Source organism: Aeromonas sp. MTB, assembly GCF_056632455.1.
In genome coordinates this window covers 3,393,880-3,408,749 of the sequence record NZ_CP147026.1, presented here as the reverse complement: position 1 = coordinate 3,408,749, position 14,870 = coordinate 3,393,880, and the positions used below count along the sequence as shown (strand labels likewise).

Annotated in this window: 13 protein-coding genes; 5 read left to right on the top strand and 8 right to left on the bottom strand. The window is 58.3% G+C overall.

Annotated features, from left to right (window positions below; translation table 11 throughout):
* Positions 1 to 270 precede the first annotated feature (270 nt).
* From WBR25_RS15475 to dtpB, 3 genes are all read left to right on the top strand, one after another.
* Positions 271 to 1,443, top strand: a complete 1,173-nt coding sequence (locus WBR25_RS15475; RefSeq protein WP_257123518.1) for an MFS transporter — start codon at positions 271 to 273, stop codon at positions 1,441 to 1,443.
* Between the two features lie 18 nt (positions 1,444 to 1,461).
* A complete protein-coding gene (gene yidZ, locus WBR25_RS15470; RefSeq protein WP_479749913.1) occupies positions 1,462 to 2,424 on the top strand; it encodes an HTH-type transcriptional regulator YidZ in 963 nt (320 codons plus the stop codon).
* A 709-nt stretch (positions 2,425 to 3,133) separates the two neighbouring features.
* Positions 3,134 to 4,639 carry a dipeptide/tripeptide permease DtpB gene (dtpB, locus tag WBR25_RS15465; RefSeq protein WP_479748554.1) on the top strand — a complete coding sequence of 502 codons (1,506 nt, stop codon included), beginning with the start codon at positions 3,134 to 3,136 and terminating at the stop codon, positions 4,637 to 4,639.
* A gap of 57 nt (positions 4,640 to 4,696) precedes the next feature.
* Here dtpB and ruvX read toward each other — a convergent pair whose 3' ends face one another.
* The 7 genes from ruvX to metK form a co-directional block, all read right to left on the bottom strand.
* Positions 4,697 to 5,119 carry a Holliday junction resolvase RuvX gene (gene ruvX / locus WBR25_RS15460; protein ID WP_005343821.1) on the bottom strand — a complete coding sequence of 141 codons (423 nt, stop codon included), beginning with the start codon at positions 5,117 to 5,119 and terminating at the stop codon, positions 4,697 to 4,699.
* Between the two features lie 43 nt (positions 5,120 to 5,162).
* Positions 5,163 to 5,717: a YqgE/AlgH family protein gene (locus WBR25_RS15455; RefSeq protein ID WP_128815665.1), complete on the bottom strand. Its 555-nt coding sequence runs from the start codon at positions 5,715 to 5,717 to the stop codon at positions 5,163 to 5,165.
* A 202-nt stretch (positions 5,718 to 5,919) separates the two neighbouring features.
* Positions 5,920 to 6,870 carry a glutathione synthase gene (gene gshB, locus WBR25_RS15450; protein WP_479748551.1) on the bottom strand — a complete coding sequence of 317 codons (951 nt, stop codon included), beginning with the start codon at positions 6,868 to 6,870 and terminating at the stop codon, positions 5,920 to 5,922.
* A 114-nt stretch (positions 6,871 to 6,984) separates the two neighbouring features.
* On the bottom strand, positions 6,985 to 7,716 hold the full coding sequence (gene rsmE, locus WBR25_RS15445) for a 16S rRNA (uracil(1498)-N(3))-methyltransferase (protein WP_128815663.1): 732 nt from the start codon (positions 7,714 to 7,716) through the stop codon (positions 6,985 to 6,987).
* A 119-nt stretch (positions 7,717 to 7,835) separates the two neighbouring features.
* Positions 7,836 to 8,540, bottom strand: coding sequence for an endonuclease (locus tag WBR25_RS15440; protein WP_021229195.1), 705 nt, complete (start codon positions 8,538 to 8,540; stop codon positions 7,836 to 7,838).
* 73 nt (positions 8,541 to 8,613) lie between these two features.
* The gene (locus WBR25_RS15435) at positions 8,614 to 9,141 is read right to left on the bottom strand and encodes a SprT family zinc-dependent metalloprotease (protein ID WP_139443203.1); all 528 of its coding nucleotides are present in this window, start codon (positions 9,139 to 9,141) and stop codon (positions 8,614 to 8,616) included.
* A 68-nt stretch (positions 9,142 to 9,209) separates the two neighbouring features.
* A complete protein-coding gene (metK, locus tag WBR25_RS15430) occupies positions 9,210 to 10,361 on the bottom strand; it encodes a methionine adenosyltransferase (RefSeq protein ID WP_005338519.1) in 1,152 nt (383 codons plus the stop codon).
* A 349-nt stretch (positions 10,362 to 10,710) separates the two neighbouring features.
* Here metK and tkt point away from each other — a divergent pair, with 349 nt between their 5' ends.
* Together tkt and WBR25_RS15420 are read left to right on the top strand one after the other, a co-directional pair.
* A complete protein-coding gene (gene tkt, locus WBR25_RS15425; RefSeq protein ID WP_005338517.1) occupies positions 10,711 to 12,702 on the top strand; it encodes a transketolase in 1,992 nt (663 codons plus the stop codon).
* A gap of 133 nt (positions 12,703 to 12,835) precedes the next feature.
* Positions 12,836 to 13,369 (top strand): hypothetical protein, encoded by a 534-nt coding sequence (locus WBR25_RS15420; RefSeq protein ID WP_479748549.1) that lies wholly within the window; start codon positions 12,836 to 12,838, stop codon positions 13,367 to 13,369.
* Positions 13,370 to 13,476: 107 nt separating this feature from the next.
* On the opposite strand, the gene WBR25_RS15415 is transcribed toward WBR25_RS15420, so the two are convergent.
* The gene (locus WBR25_RS15415; protein WP_335828070.1) at positions 13,477 to 14,742 is read right to left on the bottom strand and encodes a RidA family protein; all 1,266 of its coding nucleotides are present in this window, start codon (positions 14,740 to 14,742) and stop codon (positions 13,477 to 13,479) included.
* Positions 14,743 to 14,870 lie beyond the last annotated feature (128 nt).

The window sequence follows — 14,870 nt, the reverse complement described above, 5'->3', positions numbered from 1 at the left end:
AGGGATGGCTATGAGCGGGAGGTGACCCGGTTTCTTACGGCCTCTGGTCGATTAAATATGGCCGTCCAGGCACGCAGCTCAATACAATATTTCCTGCTTGGAATGTACCGATCGCCATCTCTTCACTAGGTGAGGGCGCTGGGCGCCCATATAGTTGCCCCCATTGCGACGCGCTGTGTTGCTACCTTTGTCACCACCTTGGCCCCGCCACTGTTCGCCTGTCGCTGTGATCTGGCTGGCATCGGCCCGCCACTCTGTAATGGAGCATCCATGCCTGTTTTCCTGTTGTGCACTTTTCTGATGATCATTCTCTATCCGGTCGGGATCGATCTCTATCTGGTCGCCGTGCCCCAGATTGCCGATACCCTGCAGGCTAGCGAGGCGCAGATCCACACCGCCTTCTCTATCTATCTGTTCGGTATGGCGGCGACCGTGCTGCTGGGGGGAATGATTGCCGATCGCTACGGGCGGCGCTGGGTGGTGCTCGGGGGGGCGCTGATTTTTGTCCTCGCCTCGCTGGTGGCGGGTCATGCCGAAGGGATCACCCAGTTCTACCTCGGCCGTTTCTGGCAGGGGGTCGGGGCCGGTGCGCTCTATATCATGACCTTTACCGTGCTGCGGGACGTGCTGTGTCAGGAGCGGCTGGCGATGGCGCTCTCGATGATCAACGGGGTCATCTGCGTGATCCCTGTGCTGGCGCCGGTGCTCGGTTACCTCATCCTGTCCCATTTTGACTGGCGCGGGATCTTCGTGGCGATGGCGCAGGTGGCTGCCATCAGCGGTCTGGTGAACTTGTTGCTGCTTAAGGAGACCCGCCCGACCCGGCAACCGGGCAGTGGTGCGGCGATGCCATTTGCCCTGCTGCGCTCGCCGCGCTTTATGTTGCTCTCCTTGCTGACCAGTGCCAGCGTGACCTCTATTTTGGTCTATGTCAGCGTCTCACCGCTGATCCTGATGAAGGAGTTTGGCTTCACCACAGAGCAGTATTCCATCGTGATGATGGTGATGGCTGGCGTGAGTATGTCCACCTCCTTCCTGACGCCGTTGCTGTTGCGCTGGCTGGGCAAACAGAAGGTGCTGGCGGTGTCTCATCTCTCCTATCTGCTGGCGGCGTGCTCACTGATCGGCAGCTGGCAGGCGGGGGGAGATATCCATCTGTTGCTGCCGGGGTTTGCGCTGGTCTGTGTCGGGTTCTCCTGTGGCTTCGGGGTGGCGATGGGGGAGGCGCTCGACGGTTGTCAGCACAATGTGGCCTTTGCCAGCGCCGTGCTCTGCATCATGCAGATCAGCCTCTCCGGCCTCTATATCTGGCTGCTGGGCCAACTTGGCTTTACTCCGTCCGAGATGCTGATCTATGCCCTGATGCTGGCTCTGCTCAGTTACCTGGCTGTCAAAGGGCTGTTACCATGGCTCGCGCTTCGTGAAGCGCGGTCGCAGGGCTGATGGAAGATGAGAGGGGATATGCGCAATCTGGGTGAACTCGATTTGAACCTGCTGGTGTTGTTCAAGTACCTGATGCAGGAGCGCAGTGTGGCAGGGGCGGCCAAAAAGCTCTGTGTCACTCCGTCGGCGGTGAGCAAGTCTCTGGCCAAATTGCGGGAGTGGTTTGATGATCCCCTGTTTGTGCGGGTACGGCAGGGATTGCAGCCCACCAACCTCTCCCTGACCCTGGAGGAGGAGCTGAAAGTCTGGTTCCAGCTCACCGACAGCATCACCTCGCTCAATAGCGAGGCGATCCCCGACGGTGCCCGTTTCACGCTGGTGATGGAGTCCCCCTTCTACATCAGCTTCCTGAGCGATCTGCCCATGACCATCTACCAGAAGTACCCCAACTCGGTGGTCAGGATGCTGGGGTGGGATCACCACTCCCTCAACGACATCGTCAATGGCGATGCAGATCTCGGCTTCTGCGCCCGCGAGACCCATGGCCGCTCTCAGGCCAAGGTCAATCGGTTGCCCTACTACATCGATCACGAGGTGCTGTTCACTGATCGCCCGGTGGTTTTTCTGCGCAAGGATCACCCCTTGCTTCAGCAGAAGTGGTCGCTGGAGAACTTTCTGGCCTGCCCCCAGATCAGCATGATGTGGGAGGCGAACGATACCTGGGCCCTCGACAGTCTGCTGGAGGACGAGGGGCTGAAGCGGGAGGTGCCCATCATGGTCTCAAGCTTCGAGCAGGCGCTGCATATTGCCTCCCAGTCGAGCCACGAACTGATTGCGGTGGCCCCTTCCTACTGCGGTGGTTATGCCAGTCGGCATCACGGCAATCTGATCGCCATGCCGCTGCCGCTCCCCGAGAAGCTCTACGCCCAGCTGGAGATCGCCTTCATCTTGCTGTGGCACAAGCGGCACAATCAGGATGCCAAGGTGATGTGGCTGCGCAACGAGATCCGGCGGCTCTACAACGATGAATCGCCACGCTAATGTGAGCGTGACGGTGCACATCTATCAGCCGGAGCCATCTGCTCCGGCTTTTTGTTCTCGTATCGCCCGGATGAGTGGGCTTTTGCACGACTTAAGTGCCGAGATCGGGTTCAAGCTGTGTTCCATTCAACTCTCTTTATGCACATATTGGCCTTGGTTGCACGTCTCGAGTGAAGCTCTTTTCACGAAAAAAATTCATGTGGTTTCATTAGAAAACTTCACTAATGGTCAATTTTAAAGTGTGATCGACCATTAAGTTCCTGTATTTGCAGTGATATAGCATGACACCCCTTGGAATGGCGGGGTCAGATAGCGCCTGCGTAGGTGACTGCCAGTAGAGCGCGGCGTGAGCCAGCCCCACAGGTCGTCTGTGGCCGTGTCATGCCCCGGCTATCTAACCACCAGCCATGAGTGACGGAGCAGAGGGGAATAAGCATCAAGGTTGATAAACCGGCTTGAGTGAAGGGATGCAGCAAAGGTAGAACCCGGAGCTGGTAACTGTACTGGGAGACGCCACTCACCATCCCCCGATAACCCGTAATTGAAACCGGCTAGATGAAAACACCTTTCATCGAACGGGGCGCGTGCACCCGAAAATAGCCAGATTGGCAGGCTGACTGTGCTCTCCGTTATAGCAATGGCGGGTAAAAAATAGTGCGGCAGCCACCACCAGATTAATAAAAATAAATCTCAGAAAAGGCAGGTTGATATGCGTCCAGCAACAGCACCCACAGGGTTGTTACAACAACCCAAACCCTTCTTTATGATATTTTTCGTCGAACTCTGGGAGCGCTTCGGTTATTACGGCGTGCAGGGGATCCTGGCGGTCTTCTTTGTGCAGCAACTGGGATTTTCCCAAGAGCAATCCTTTATTACTTTCGGTGCCTTCTCGGCGCTGGTATATGGCCTGATCTCGGTCGGTGGCTATGTCGGTGACCATATTCTCGGCACCAAGCGCACCATGGTGCTGGGGGCCGTGGTGCTGGTGATAGGCTACTTTATGACCGGCCTCTCTATCTACAATCCCGACCTGATTTTCTATGCGTTGGGCACCATTGCAGTCGGTAACTGCCTGTTCAAGGCCAATCCGGCCAGCCTGCTGTCAAAATGCTACCAGCCAAAAGATCCGCGGCTGGATGGGGCGTTTACCCTGTTCTATATGTCGATCAATATTGGCTCGCTTATCTCCCTCTCGCTCGCGCCGGTGATTGCCGATCACTACGGCTATACCGTGACCTATAACCTGTGCGGGGTGGGGCTGATTATTGCGCTGCTCACCTTCTTTGCCTGCCGCAATATGGTCAAGGATATTGGCTCCGAGCCGGATCACCTGCCGCTCGATTACAGCAAACTGCTGCTGGTTATATTGGGTTCGGTAGCCATGGTCTTCTTCTGCGCCTGGCTGATGCACCACGTGGTGATCGCCAACATGGTGCTGATGACGGTAACCATCGCCGTGGTGATCTTCTTCTTTCGCGAGGCATTCAGGCTCGACACAGTGGGCCGCAACAAGATGTATGTGGCCTTCGTGCTGATGCTGGAGGCAGTGCTCTTCTACGTGCTGTATGCCCAGATGCCGACGTCTCTGAACTTCTTTGCCATCAACAACATGCACCACGAGATGCTGGGCATGAGCGTCAACCCCATCAGCTTCCAGGCGCTCAACCCCTTTTGGGTGGTGGTGGGTAGCCCGGTACTCGCGATGATCTATACCCGGATGGGCAGCAAGGGGCGGGATCTCACTATGCCGCTCAAGTTCACCCTCGGGATGTTCTTCTGCTCGCTGGGCTTTCTGACGGCGGCGGCATCCGGCTGGTGGTTTGCCGATGAGCAGGGGCTGACCTCCCCCTGGTTTATGGTGCTTATCTACCTGTTCCAGAGTCTGGGCGAGCTGATGATCAGTGCCCTGGGACTGGCGATGGTCGCCGCGCTGGTGCCACAACGCCTGATGGGCTTCATTCTCGGAATGTGGTTCCTGACCCAGGCGATGGCGTCCCTGCTGGGTGGTTATGTGGCGACTTTTACCGCCGTGCCGCAAGGGATGACGGATCCGCTGCAAACTTTGCCCATTTACACCGGCGTGTTTGGCAAGATCGGGATGGCGACCCTGCTGATTGCGGTAGTGATGGGGCTGATGGTGCCCTGGCTGAACCGGATGATGAATGCGAACCCGACAGAGGCCGAAGGGCTGGTAGCGGGACAATCACAGGCGTAATGAGGGGATTGTGCGAGACAAGGCAAGGGCGGCGACCCTTGCCTTGCTGTTGATGGCTTAGTTGTACTGCTCTTCCATCCAGGCTTCGACGATCAGCTGCGCCGATACCCCGTCCACACTGCCTTTTTCCAGTGCGCGATAGCCGCCTCGCTCAAACAGGCGGGCGCGGGCATCTGTGGTGGTGAGTCGCTCATCCTTGAATTCCACCGGCTTGCCGAAACGGCCATGCAGCCGGTTACCGAATTTGCGGGCCCGTACCGTGATCTCCTGATCTGTGCCATCCATGTTCAGCGGCAGACCGACCACGAGCAGGTCCGGTTGCCACTCCTTGAGCAGCTTCTCAATCTCGTCCCAGTTAGGGATGCCGTCGTTGGCCTTGAGGGCGCGCAGAGGCTGGGCAGTGCCAGTCAGCTCCTGACCGATGGCGACGCCAATGCTCTTGGTGCCATAGTCAAAGCCCATGATGCTGCGTGATGACATAACTGATAAATCCTCGAAATAGAGAGCGGAGCGGGCCAGCCGATCAGCTGTGGCCGACGTCGCTGGAGAGGTGAACCGGGTTCACCCCTATGCTGGCGGCAGCTTGCTGCCAACGTTTGTGAATGGGGGTCTTGAACACCAGAGCCGGATTGGGGGGGATCACCAGCCAAGCGCCATCCACCAGCTCCTGCTCCAGCTGCCCGGCGCTCCAGCCGGCATAGCCAAGGGCCACCAGCCAATAGTCAGGAGCCTCGCTCGTACCCAGAGTTTCCAGAATATCCTTGGAGGTGGTGACCATCATCTCATCTCCCACCTGCAGGGTGGAGTTGAAACCGGGGCGGAAGCTGTGCAGCACGAAGCCGCGATCGGCGTGAACCGGTCCCCCTTGCAGCACCGGCTGCTTGAGCTCCGGGTTGTTGGGCGGATTGAGCTGGAGCTGGGTCAGCATGGTTTCCAGCGACATCTCGACCGGAATGTTGACGACCAGTCCCATGGCGCCCTCTTCGTTGTGCTCGCACAGATAGACCAGCGAGCGCTCGAAGTAGGGATCCGTCAGGCTTGGCATGGCAAGCAGGAAGTGATTTTGCAGTGTTTGCATAGAGGCCAAATAGTGCAAAGGTATTTGAGGTCAATTATGGCAGTTGATTCCCATGGGAAAAACCGCTTTTTGGGCTGAGCGAGGTCCTGCCCCTTTCCGGATCGCCTTGAAACAGAGAGGGTAGCGCTGGGCCACCCTCTCTGTTTCAAGGCTTGTCGGGGGGCGGTTACCCCTGAACAGGCCGGTTTAGCCTGCCAGGCGATTATTTGCCCAGCCGACGCTCGATGGCATCCATCAGCATGCCGGTGATGTGCACATCGAAGGCGGCTTCAATCTCGCGAATGCAGGTCGGGCTGGTGACGTTAATCTCGGTCAGGCGGTCGCCGATGATATCGAGGCCAACGAAGATAAGCCCCTTCTCTTTTAACGTCGGGCCCACTGCACGGGCGATGGCCCAGTCCGCTTCGCTCAGGGGACGCGCTTCACCACGGCCACCGGCCGCCAGATTGCCACGGGTCTCGCCCTGCGCCGGAATACGGGCGAGGCAGTAGGGAACCGGTTCACCGTCCACCACCAACACCCGCTTGTCGCCATCCTTGATGGCGGGCAGATAGGTCTGCGCCATGCAGTACTGGCTGCCGTGGGCGGTCAGGGTCTCGATAATCACACCGACGTTGGTGTCATCCTCCTTCATGCGGAAGATGGAGGCGCCACCCATGCCGTCCAAGGGCTTCAAGATCACGTCTTTGTGTTGAGCGTGGAAGGCGCGCAGCTTGTCGGCGCGGCGGGTCACCAGCGTGGTCGGGGTGTGCTCGGCAAACCAGGCGGTGTAGAGCTTCTCGTTGGCGTCGCGCAGGCTCTGGGGCTTGTTGACGATGAGGCAGCCCTCATCCTCGGCCCGCTCCAGCATGTAGGTGGCGTAGATGAACTCGGTGTCGAACGGCGGATCCTTGCGCATCAGGATCACATCGAGGTTGGAGAGGGGCTGATCGACCACTTCGCCCAGGGTGTACCAGTCGGCATAGTCATATTTGACGGTGAGCGGGCGCATGGTGCCAAAGGCGCGACCGGCTTCCATGTAGAGATCCTTCATCTCCAGATAGAAGAGCTCATAGCCGCGCTTTTGCGCCTCTTCGAGCATGGCAAAGCTGGAATCTTTCTTGATGTTGATGGCCGAGATGGGGTCCATCACGATGCCGAGTTTAATGGTCATCCGCTGTTCCTTTTTAATGGCTCGATAGGGTTGTAGGGTCGATTAGCGCAGCGTAATCGGCCGCTTGCGGCTGCGTCGATGCAGCCATGGGGCTGATTGATGCGGCCGATAGTATCAAGCGAGATCGCCAAAGCGGCACTGCAGCGCAGTGATCGCAGTCAGGGCGGCGGTTTCGGTGCGCAGCACCCGCGGCCCCAGCAGCATCTCTTTGAAATCTTCCTGCACGGTACGGGCGATCTCGTCGCTCGACAATCCCCCTTCCGGGCCAATCAGCAGGCGCACGCCATGCTCGGGAACGGGCAGGGTGTTGATGCTGTACTCGGCGCGCGGGTGCAGGTTGAGCTTGAGCTCCTTGGTCTCTTCCGCCAGCCAGGCGTCCAGCTCCATTGGCATACGCACTTCGGGCACCACGTTGCGGCCGCACTGTTCGCAGGCGCTGATCACCACCTTCTGCCACTGCTCGCGCTTTTTCTCCAGTCGATCGGCCGGCAGCTTGACGCCGCAGCGCTCGGAGAAGAGCGGGGTGATGCAGGTGACGCCCAGCTCCACCGATTTCTGGATGGTGAAGTCCATCTTGTCGCCACGGCTGATCACCTGGCCCAGATGAATGGCCAGCGGTGACTCCACCGATTGGGCGTCACAACTGTCGATGGTCACGTCTACCGACTTCTTGCCGACGCTGGCGATGGTGGCGGGATATTGATTGCCATCGCCATTGAACAGCTCGAGCTGCTGGCCCGGCTGCATGCGCAGTACCCGGCCGATATGGTTGGCGCCGTCTTCCGACAGGGCGATGGTCTGGCCAACTTGCAGGGTGGCCGGTTCATAGATACGTGGAATGCGCATGGCTGCTTGTCAGTCTCTTGCTTGGAAACCCTTCATATCCTGCGGCGAGCAAGGCTCACGCGGCAGTGGGGAAGGGCTTCATAATTAGGAGGGGTGATCCCCTCCCTGGTCAAATGGGGTTATTGGCACTGCTTTTCAATAAAGGGATTGGTATTGCCCTGCAGCTTGCCGATGCGGCGATTGCGCTCGCACTCCCAGCCTTCTGCCGGGTACTGGCGATCCCAGGCTTCAAACAGTTTACGCTGTTGCGCTGCCAGACGCAGCCCATACTGCTGGCTCATGTAGAGGTAGGCGCGGGCAATCTGGCCCCGTACCGGCCCCTTGGGCGGCTGCACCCGACGATCCTTGAAATCCACCAGCATCTGGCACTGGCCGTACTGATCCGGTTTGCCGTTCCAGTCGGAGAAGCGGTAGTTGGCCCGATCGCCGTTCACCTCGCCGATGGCGGGGAAAAGGTTGTGCATGTCCCCCTCCATCTTGTTGAACTCGGGGCTCGCTTTTTCGCAGTTTTTGCGGCCGCCATCCTGCCAGCACTGCAGCTGGTGGCCGAACTCCCAGGCCGGTACCACGTGTTCCCACTCGATGCGGGCGGCGCGTTTGGCCTGCTTGCGCGGCTCGTAACCGCAGCTGGCGAGATCCGGGCTCATTTTCTTGCCCTGATAGTCGATGTCACAGCCGCAGTAGAAGGTGGTGACTGCAGGCTGACTGCGATAGAGCTTCACCAGATCCTGCTTGGCTTCGCGAAAGGTCTGGGCGTGCAGGGGGGCGCTGAGCAGCGGCAAACCGGCCAGCAGGGTCAGGGCGAGGGAGGAGATGAAACGCATGAGATTCCTTGCAAACGGGGTGATTGACGAACGATGGCGGGCACCCTACCACAGGGGCGCGACACAAGCTGGCTTACTGCTCTGGCTCCGGCCGTTCCCGCTCCAGCGGTTGCTTGCAGCGGCGGCAATGGTAGCGGGCCTCGCCGCGCACCACCTTGTTGTGGCGGCGTATCGACAGTTGATGCTGCTGGCAGAGGCAGCGATAGGGCACGGTGCGCTGGGCCAATACTGCCAGATCGAAGCTGTGGGTGGTTCTGGGCTCAAGGCCGAATACCTCCCGCATCACCGATTGCCACTGACGGCCGTGGGGTAGCACCCGGTTTTTGCCGCGTCCTTCACCCCACAGGGCATAGACCAGCAGATGGGCCACCTCGTGGGGCACCACCTCATCCAGAAACGCCTGCTGGTTGGCCTGATAGAGGGCGGGATTGAAGCGCAGCTCCCAGGTTTGCAGCCGCGCCGATCCCGCCGCTCGGCCCCGCATATTGCAGTAGATCCGCGGGCGGGGGAAGGTGCGGCCAAGGCGCGCCTCGGCCTGCACAAAACAGGCTTCTACGCGTTGTTGCAGCAGGGCGACAAGCTGGGCAGGAGTGGCAGACATCAACATCTCGTCAGATAGCGGATAAGCAAAAGGGGAGCCAGGCTCCCCTTTTATCACAACAGCGAGCCTTACAGGCCAGCGGCGGAACGCAGCAGTTCGGCCTTGTCGGTCTGCTCCCACGGGAACTCGTCACGACCGAAGTGACCGTAGGCAGCGGTAGCCTGGTAGATCGGGCGCTTCAGATCCAGCATTTCGATCAGGCCATACGGGCGCAGTTCGAAGTGCTCGCGCACCAGTTTGACCAGCAGCTCTTCGGCGACCTTGGCAGTACCGAAGGTTTCGACGCTGATGGAGGTCGGCTCGGCCACGCCGATGGCGTAGGAGATCTGGATTTCACAGCGATCTGCCAGACCGGCGGCAACGATGTTTTTGGCAACGTAGCGGGCGGCGTAGGCAGCGGAGCGGTCAACCTTGGACGGATCCTTACCGGAGAAGGCGCCACCACCGTGACGGGCCATGCCGCCGTAGGTGTCGACGATGATCTTGCGACCGGTCAGACCGCAGTCACCCATCGGGCCGCCGATAACGAAACGGCCGGTCGGGTTGATGAAGTATTTGGTGTCCTTGTTGACCCACTCGGCCGGCAGCACCGGCTTGATGATCTCTTCGCGTACCGCTTCAACCAGATCTTTGTGGCTGATGGATTCGGCGTGCTGGGTAGACAGCACCACGGCATCGACACCGATGATCTTGCCTGCGTCGTCGTAGGCGAAGGTCAGCTGGCTCTTGGCATCCGGACGCAGCCACGGCAGGGTGCCGTTCTTGCGCACTTCAGCCTGACGCTTTACCAGCAGGTGAGAGTAGGTGATGGGGGCCGGCATCAGCACGTCGGTTTCGTTGGTGGCGTAGCCGAACATCAGGCCCTGGTCGCCAGCGCCCTGCTCCAGCGGATCGCTGCGGTCAACGCCCTGGTTGATGTCCGGGGACTGCTTGCCGATGGCGTTCAGCACGGCGCAGGAGTCAGCATCGAAGCCCATGTCGGAGTGGGTGTAGCCGATTTCACGTACGGTATCACGCACGATCTCTTCGATATCAACCCAGGCAGAGGTGGTTACTTCGCCGGCCACCATGACCATACCGGTCTTGACCAGGGTCTCGCAGGCGACACGGGCCTTGGTATCTTGCTTGAGGATGGCGTCCAGTACCGCATCGGAGATCTGGTCCGCAATCTTGTCGGGATGGCCTTCGGAGACCGACTCGGAAGTAAACAGCTTTGCCATGATAAGAGTCTCAGCTTGTCTGGGTTATCGCCACAGCAATAACCGGATGAATAGGATGGTGTAGAGGTATCTACATCTGGACGTCTATTTTAATTAGCGCCCCCCGTGATTGCCAGCACTATTTTGTCGCGCAGTGTCCAATGGGTCACAAGCGGTGCTCTCCTATCCCAAAAGGGATGGAAATCAAACGTTTTTCTCTGGTGGCTTTGGCCAATGGAGGGCAAGAAAAGCGATTGTCCTCCCAAAGCCACTTTATTCATCCAGATAATATTTGCACGCCGCGCGCCCTGCTGGGACAATAACGCGCCTTAATCTTGGCCATCAAATGAAGCAATCGCAGGAGATTCAGATGCCTTCTCGTAAAGAGCTTGCCAATGCCATTCGTGCATTGAGTATGGATGCCGTTCAAAAAGCCAACTCCGGTCACCCGGGCGCCCCCATGGGAATGGCGGATATCGCCGAAGTGCTGTGGCGTAGCCACCTCAGACATAACCCGAACAACCCCAAGTGGGCCGACCGCGACCGTTTCATTCTCTCCAACGGCCACGGCTCCATGCTGCTGTACTCCCTGCTGCACCTCTCCGGTTATGACCTCTCCATCGACGATCTGAAAAACTTCCGCCAACTGCACTCTCGCACCCCGGGTCACCCGGAGTACGGCTATGCACCGGGCGTTGAAACCACCACTGGCCCGCTGGGTCAGGGCATCACCAATGCCGTGGGTATGGCGATCGCCGAAAAAGCCATGGCTGAGCAGTTCAACCAGCCGGGCCACGACATCGTTGACCACTACACCTACGCCTTTATGGGCGACGGCTGCCTGATGGAAGGTATCTCCCACGAAGCGTGTTCCCTGGCAGGTACCCTGCAACTGGGCAAACTGATCGCGTTCTGGGATGACAACGGTATCTCCATCGACGGTCACGTAGAAGGTTGGTTCACCGACGACACCGTCAAGCGTTTCGAAGCCTACGGCTGGCACGTTATCCCGGCTGTTGACGGTCACAGCCCGGAAGCCATCAATGCCGCCATCGAAGCCGCCAAGGCCGAGACCGGCAAGCCGACTCTGATCTGCTGCCGCACCATCATCGGTTACGGTTCTCCGAACAAATCCGGTTCTCACGACTGCCACGGTTCACCGCTCGGCAACGACGAGATCGCCGCTGCTCGCGCATTCCTGAAGTGGGATCACGCGCCGTTCGTTATCCCGGCCGATATCGCTGCCGAGTGGAACGCTCAGGAGAAGGGTGCTGCACTGGAAGCCGACTGGGCTGCCAAGTTCGCCGCCTATGAAGCCGCTCACCCGACGCTGGCTGCCGAATTCAAGCGCCGTACCGCTGGCGAACTGCCAGCCAACTGGGCTGCTGAATCCGCCAAGATCATCGAAACCCTGCAAGCCAACCCGGCCAAGATCGCAACCCGTAAAGCGTCCCAGAACTCTCTGGAAGCGTTCGGCAAGCTGCTGCCGGAGTTCATGGGTGGCTCTGCGGATCTCGCGCCGTCCAACCTGACCATGTGGTCCGGCTCCAAGTCTCTGACCAACGACGATGCCTCCGGCAACTACATCCACTACGGTGTACGCGAGTTCGGCATGTCCGCCATCATGAACGGTATCGCCCTGCACGGTGGTTTCATCCCCTACGGCGCCACCTTCCTGATGTTCATGGAGTACGCTCGCAACGCCCTGCGCATGGCCGCCCTGATGAAGCAGCGCGCCATCTTCGTTTACACCCACGACTCCATCGGTCTGGGTGAAGATGGCCCGACTCACCAGCCGGTTGAGCAGATCGCCTCCCTGCGTCTGACCCCGAACATGAGCACCTGGCGTCCGTGTGACCAGGTTGAATCTGCCATCGCCTGGAAGCACGCCATCGAGCGTACCGACGGCCCGACCTCTCTGATCTTCTCTCGTCAGAACCTGGCCCAGATGGACCGTACTGCCCAGCAGCTGGCTGATACCGCCAAGGGTGGCTACGTGCTGAAGGATTGCGCCGGTACTCCGGAGCTGATCCTGATCGCCACCGGTTCCGAAGTGGAGCTGGCCGTTGCCGCCTATGAGCAGCTGACTGCCAAGGGCCGTGCCGTGCGCGTGGTCTCTCTGCCGTCTACCGACGTGTTCGACGCCCAGTCTGCCGAGTACAAAGAGTCCGTCCTGCCGTCCTCCGTCACCAAGCGTGTGGCCATCGAAGCCGGTATCGCCGACTACTGGTACAAGTACGTCGGTTTCGGCGGCAAGATCATCGGTATGACCACCTTTGGTGAGTCCGCACCGGCCGAGCTGCTGTTCAAGGAATTCGGCTTTACCGTGGAAAACGTGGTTGCGACCGCTGAATCCCTGTAATTCCTGAAGATTGGGCCAGCTTGACCCAATAGCTGGAAAATAAACGCCCTCCATCGCAAGATGGGGGGCGTTTTTTTAGCTATTAATGTTAAAAATGTTTATCTGATTCAAAAGTTAATACCAAGGATGTTTTATGCAGACGGAAACAGAAATCATTGAGCTATCTGAGTTTCTGTTGGAGTTCAATAAAGAGAGTGACCGAGGGGCAGTGCTTAATGCAGCAGCAGTGTTGGATGACTGGTTGAAAAATATTCTTGAGTCATTTTTTGTTAAAAACAAATCAGGTAGTGAACTTGTTAGTGGTTTCAACGCACCACTTGGAACGTTTGCTGCTAAGGTAACCGCTGCTCATGCGCTCGGTCTTATCGAAGAAAGTGAGTATCATGAAATAACTATAATCCGTAAGATTAGAAATGAGTTCGGTCATAGTTGGAGATGTGTTGATTTTGGTTCTGGTAAGGTACTGAATCTGGTGAACCAGTTACCTTGGTGTGGCCCAGAAGAGTTAGAGTCAGATTCAACACCAAGAATGCGCTTTAATTTTGCTATAGCAATCTTATTGTCAGATTTAATGTGGCGTTCAAGATTGGTTGAAAAAGAACTTAGAAATGTTAAGTCGTGGTCAAATAAGTCCAGAAAGTCTGTAGGTTCGATTAGCGAAGCGTAATCGGACGTTCGCGTTCTTTTAGATGGTGCCATAAAAATAATGCCCTTCCTGTTACCTAAAAAAGAGACCGGCCATCGCCGGTCTCTTTTTATTATTCAACGTAAACCTTACGCCTGCGGCGGGGTACTTTCCGCGTTGGACATCACCGCATCCATTTGCACCAGTGCACCGGCGGGCAGTTCGCTGACTCCGAATACGGTGCGGGCAGGCAGATAACCCGGGAAGTATTTGGTATAGATGGCATCCACCTCGGCCAGATCCGCGATATTGGCGAGCTGGATATTGACCTTGACGATATCGTCCATCACATGGCCGATGCTCTCCACAATCGCCTTGATATTGCTCAGGCACTGGGCGGTCTGTTCCTTGATGCAGCCAGCCAGGATCTTGCCGGTGGCGGGGTCAATCGGCAGCTGCGCAGAGAGATGGTTGTAGTGGGAGAAGGCGACGGTCTGGCAATGGAGCGGGCTGCGTGGTGCCTTGTCGGTATTACGGGCACGGATCACCAGATTGTGACGGTCTTCCACCAGTTGTGGCGGGGTGCCGTCACCGTGGGAGATGACCGCATCCATCTGCACCTGCGCCCCCATGGGCAGAGCGGCGGCACTGACTACCGAGCGGGCGGGCAGATAGGCGACGGCGCGGGCGATGGCGGAGTCGGGGAAGAAGGTGGTGTAGACCTCGTTGACGGCCTCCAGATCGGCCAGATTGGTCAGATAGACGGTCACCTTGACGATATCGTCAAACGGCACGTCGATACTCTCCAGCACCGCCTTGATATTGCGCAGGCACTGGCCCGCCTGTTCCTTGATGCCACCGGCAACCAGTTGGCCAGAGGCCGCATCGACCGGCAGCTGGGCGCCGATATTGTTGTAGTGGGAGAAGGCCACGGTATGGGTGGAGAGCGGGTTGTGCGGCGCCTTGTCGCTATTGCGGGCGAGTTTAACCAGCGGGCAAGGATCTTGCGGGAAGGTACCTTCGCCGTTGGAGATGATGGCATCGATCTGCACCAGCGCGCCCAGCGGCAGGGCGGCGACGGCGAGGGTGGTGCGGGTCGGCAGATAGCCCGGGAAGAATTCGCGATAGACGGCGTTGACCGCCTCCAGATCCGCCATCTCTTTCAGGAAGATGGTCGCTTTGACCATATCGTCCATCACATGGCCGATGCTCTCGATGATCGCCTTGAGGTTGCTCAGGCACTGTCTGGCCTGCGCGGTGACATCGCCACTCACCATCTTGCCGGTGGCGGGATCGACCGGCAACTGGGCCGAGATATTGTTGTAATGAGAAAACGCCACCGTTTGGGTGCAGGGGCCCAGATCCTGGGGTGCATGGGGGGTATTTCTTGCCGACTTGATGATGGTGCCACTCATAGATATGCCTCTTTTTAATATTTGTTGTTCATTCAGGTACAGGTTTACCCTATCTTGTTGTGCGCCACGGCCACTGCGCCAGCGACGGCATCCCCGGTTATTATTTGTGATCCACTCAATTACTGAGA

What these genes read in the sequence shown, in the direction of transcription:
- WBR25_RS15475 (WP_257123518.1), top strand. Translation starts at nt 271, where the DNA reads ATGCCTGTTTTCCTGTTGTGCACTTTTCTGATGATCATTCTCTATCCG.
- yidZ (WP_479749913.1), top strand. Translation starts at nt 1,462, where the DNA reads ATGCGCAATCTGGGTGAACTCGATTTGAACCTGCTGGTGTTGTTCAAG.
- dtpB (WP_479748554.1), top strand. Translation starts at nt 3,134, where the DNA reads ATGCGTCCAGCAACAGCACCCACAGGGTTGTTACAACAACCCAAACCC.
- ruvX (WP_005343821.1), bottom strand. Translation starts at nt 5,119, where the DNA reads ATGTCATCACGCAGCATCATGGGCTTTGACTATGGCACCAAGAGCATT.
- WBR25_RS15455 (WP_128815665.1), bottom strand. Translation starts at nt 5,717, where the DNA reads ATGCAAACACTGCAAAATCACTTCCTGCTTGCCATGCCAAGCCTGACG.
- gshB (WP_479748551.1), bottom strand. Translation starts at nt 6,870, where the DNA reads ATGACCATTAAACTCGGCATCGTGATGGACCCCATCTCGGCCATCAAC.
- rsmE (WP_128815663.1), bottom strand. Translation starts at nt 7,716, where the DNA reads ATGCGCATTCCACGTATCTATGAACCGGCCACCCTGCAAGTTGGCCAG.
- WBR25_RS15440 (WP_021229195.1), bottom strand. Translation starts at nt 8,540, where the DNA reads ATGCGTTTCATCTCCTCCCTCGCCCTGACCCTGCTGGCCGGTTTGCCG.
- WBR25_RS15435 (WP_139443203.1), bottom strand. Translation starts at nt 9,141, where the DNA reads ATGTCTGCCACTCCTGCCCAGCTTGTCGCCCTGCTGCAACAACGCGTA.
- metK (WP_005338519.1), bottom strand. Translation starts at nt 10,361, where the DNA reads ATGGCAAAGCTGTTTACTTCCGAGTCGGTCTCCGAAGGCCATCCCGAC.
- tkt (WP_005338517.1), top strand. Translation starts at nt 10,711, where the DNA reads ATGCCTTCTCGTAAAGAGCTTGCCAATGCCATTCGTGCATTGAGTATG.
- WBR25_RS15420 (WP_479748549.1), top strand. Translation starts at nt 12,836, where the DNA reads ATGCAGACGGAAACAGAAATCATTGAGCTATCTGAGTTTCTGTTGGAG.
- WBR25_RS15415 (WP_335828070.1), bottom strand. Translation starts at nt 14,742, where the DNA reads ATGAGTGGCACCATCATCAAGTCGGCAAGAAATACCCCCCATGCACCC.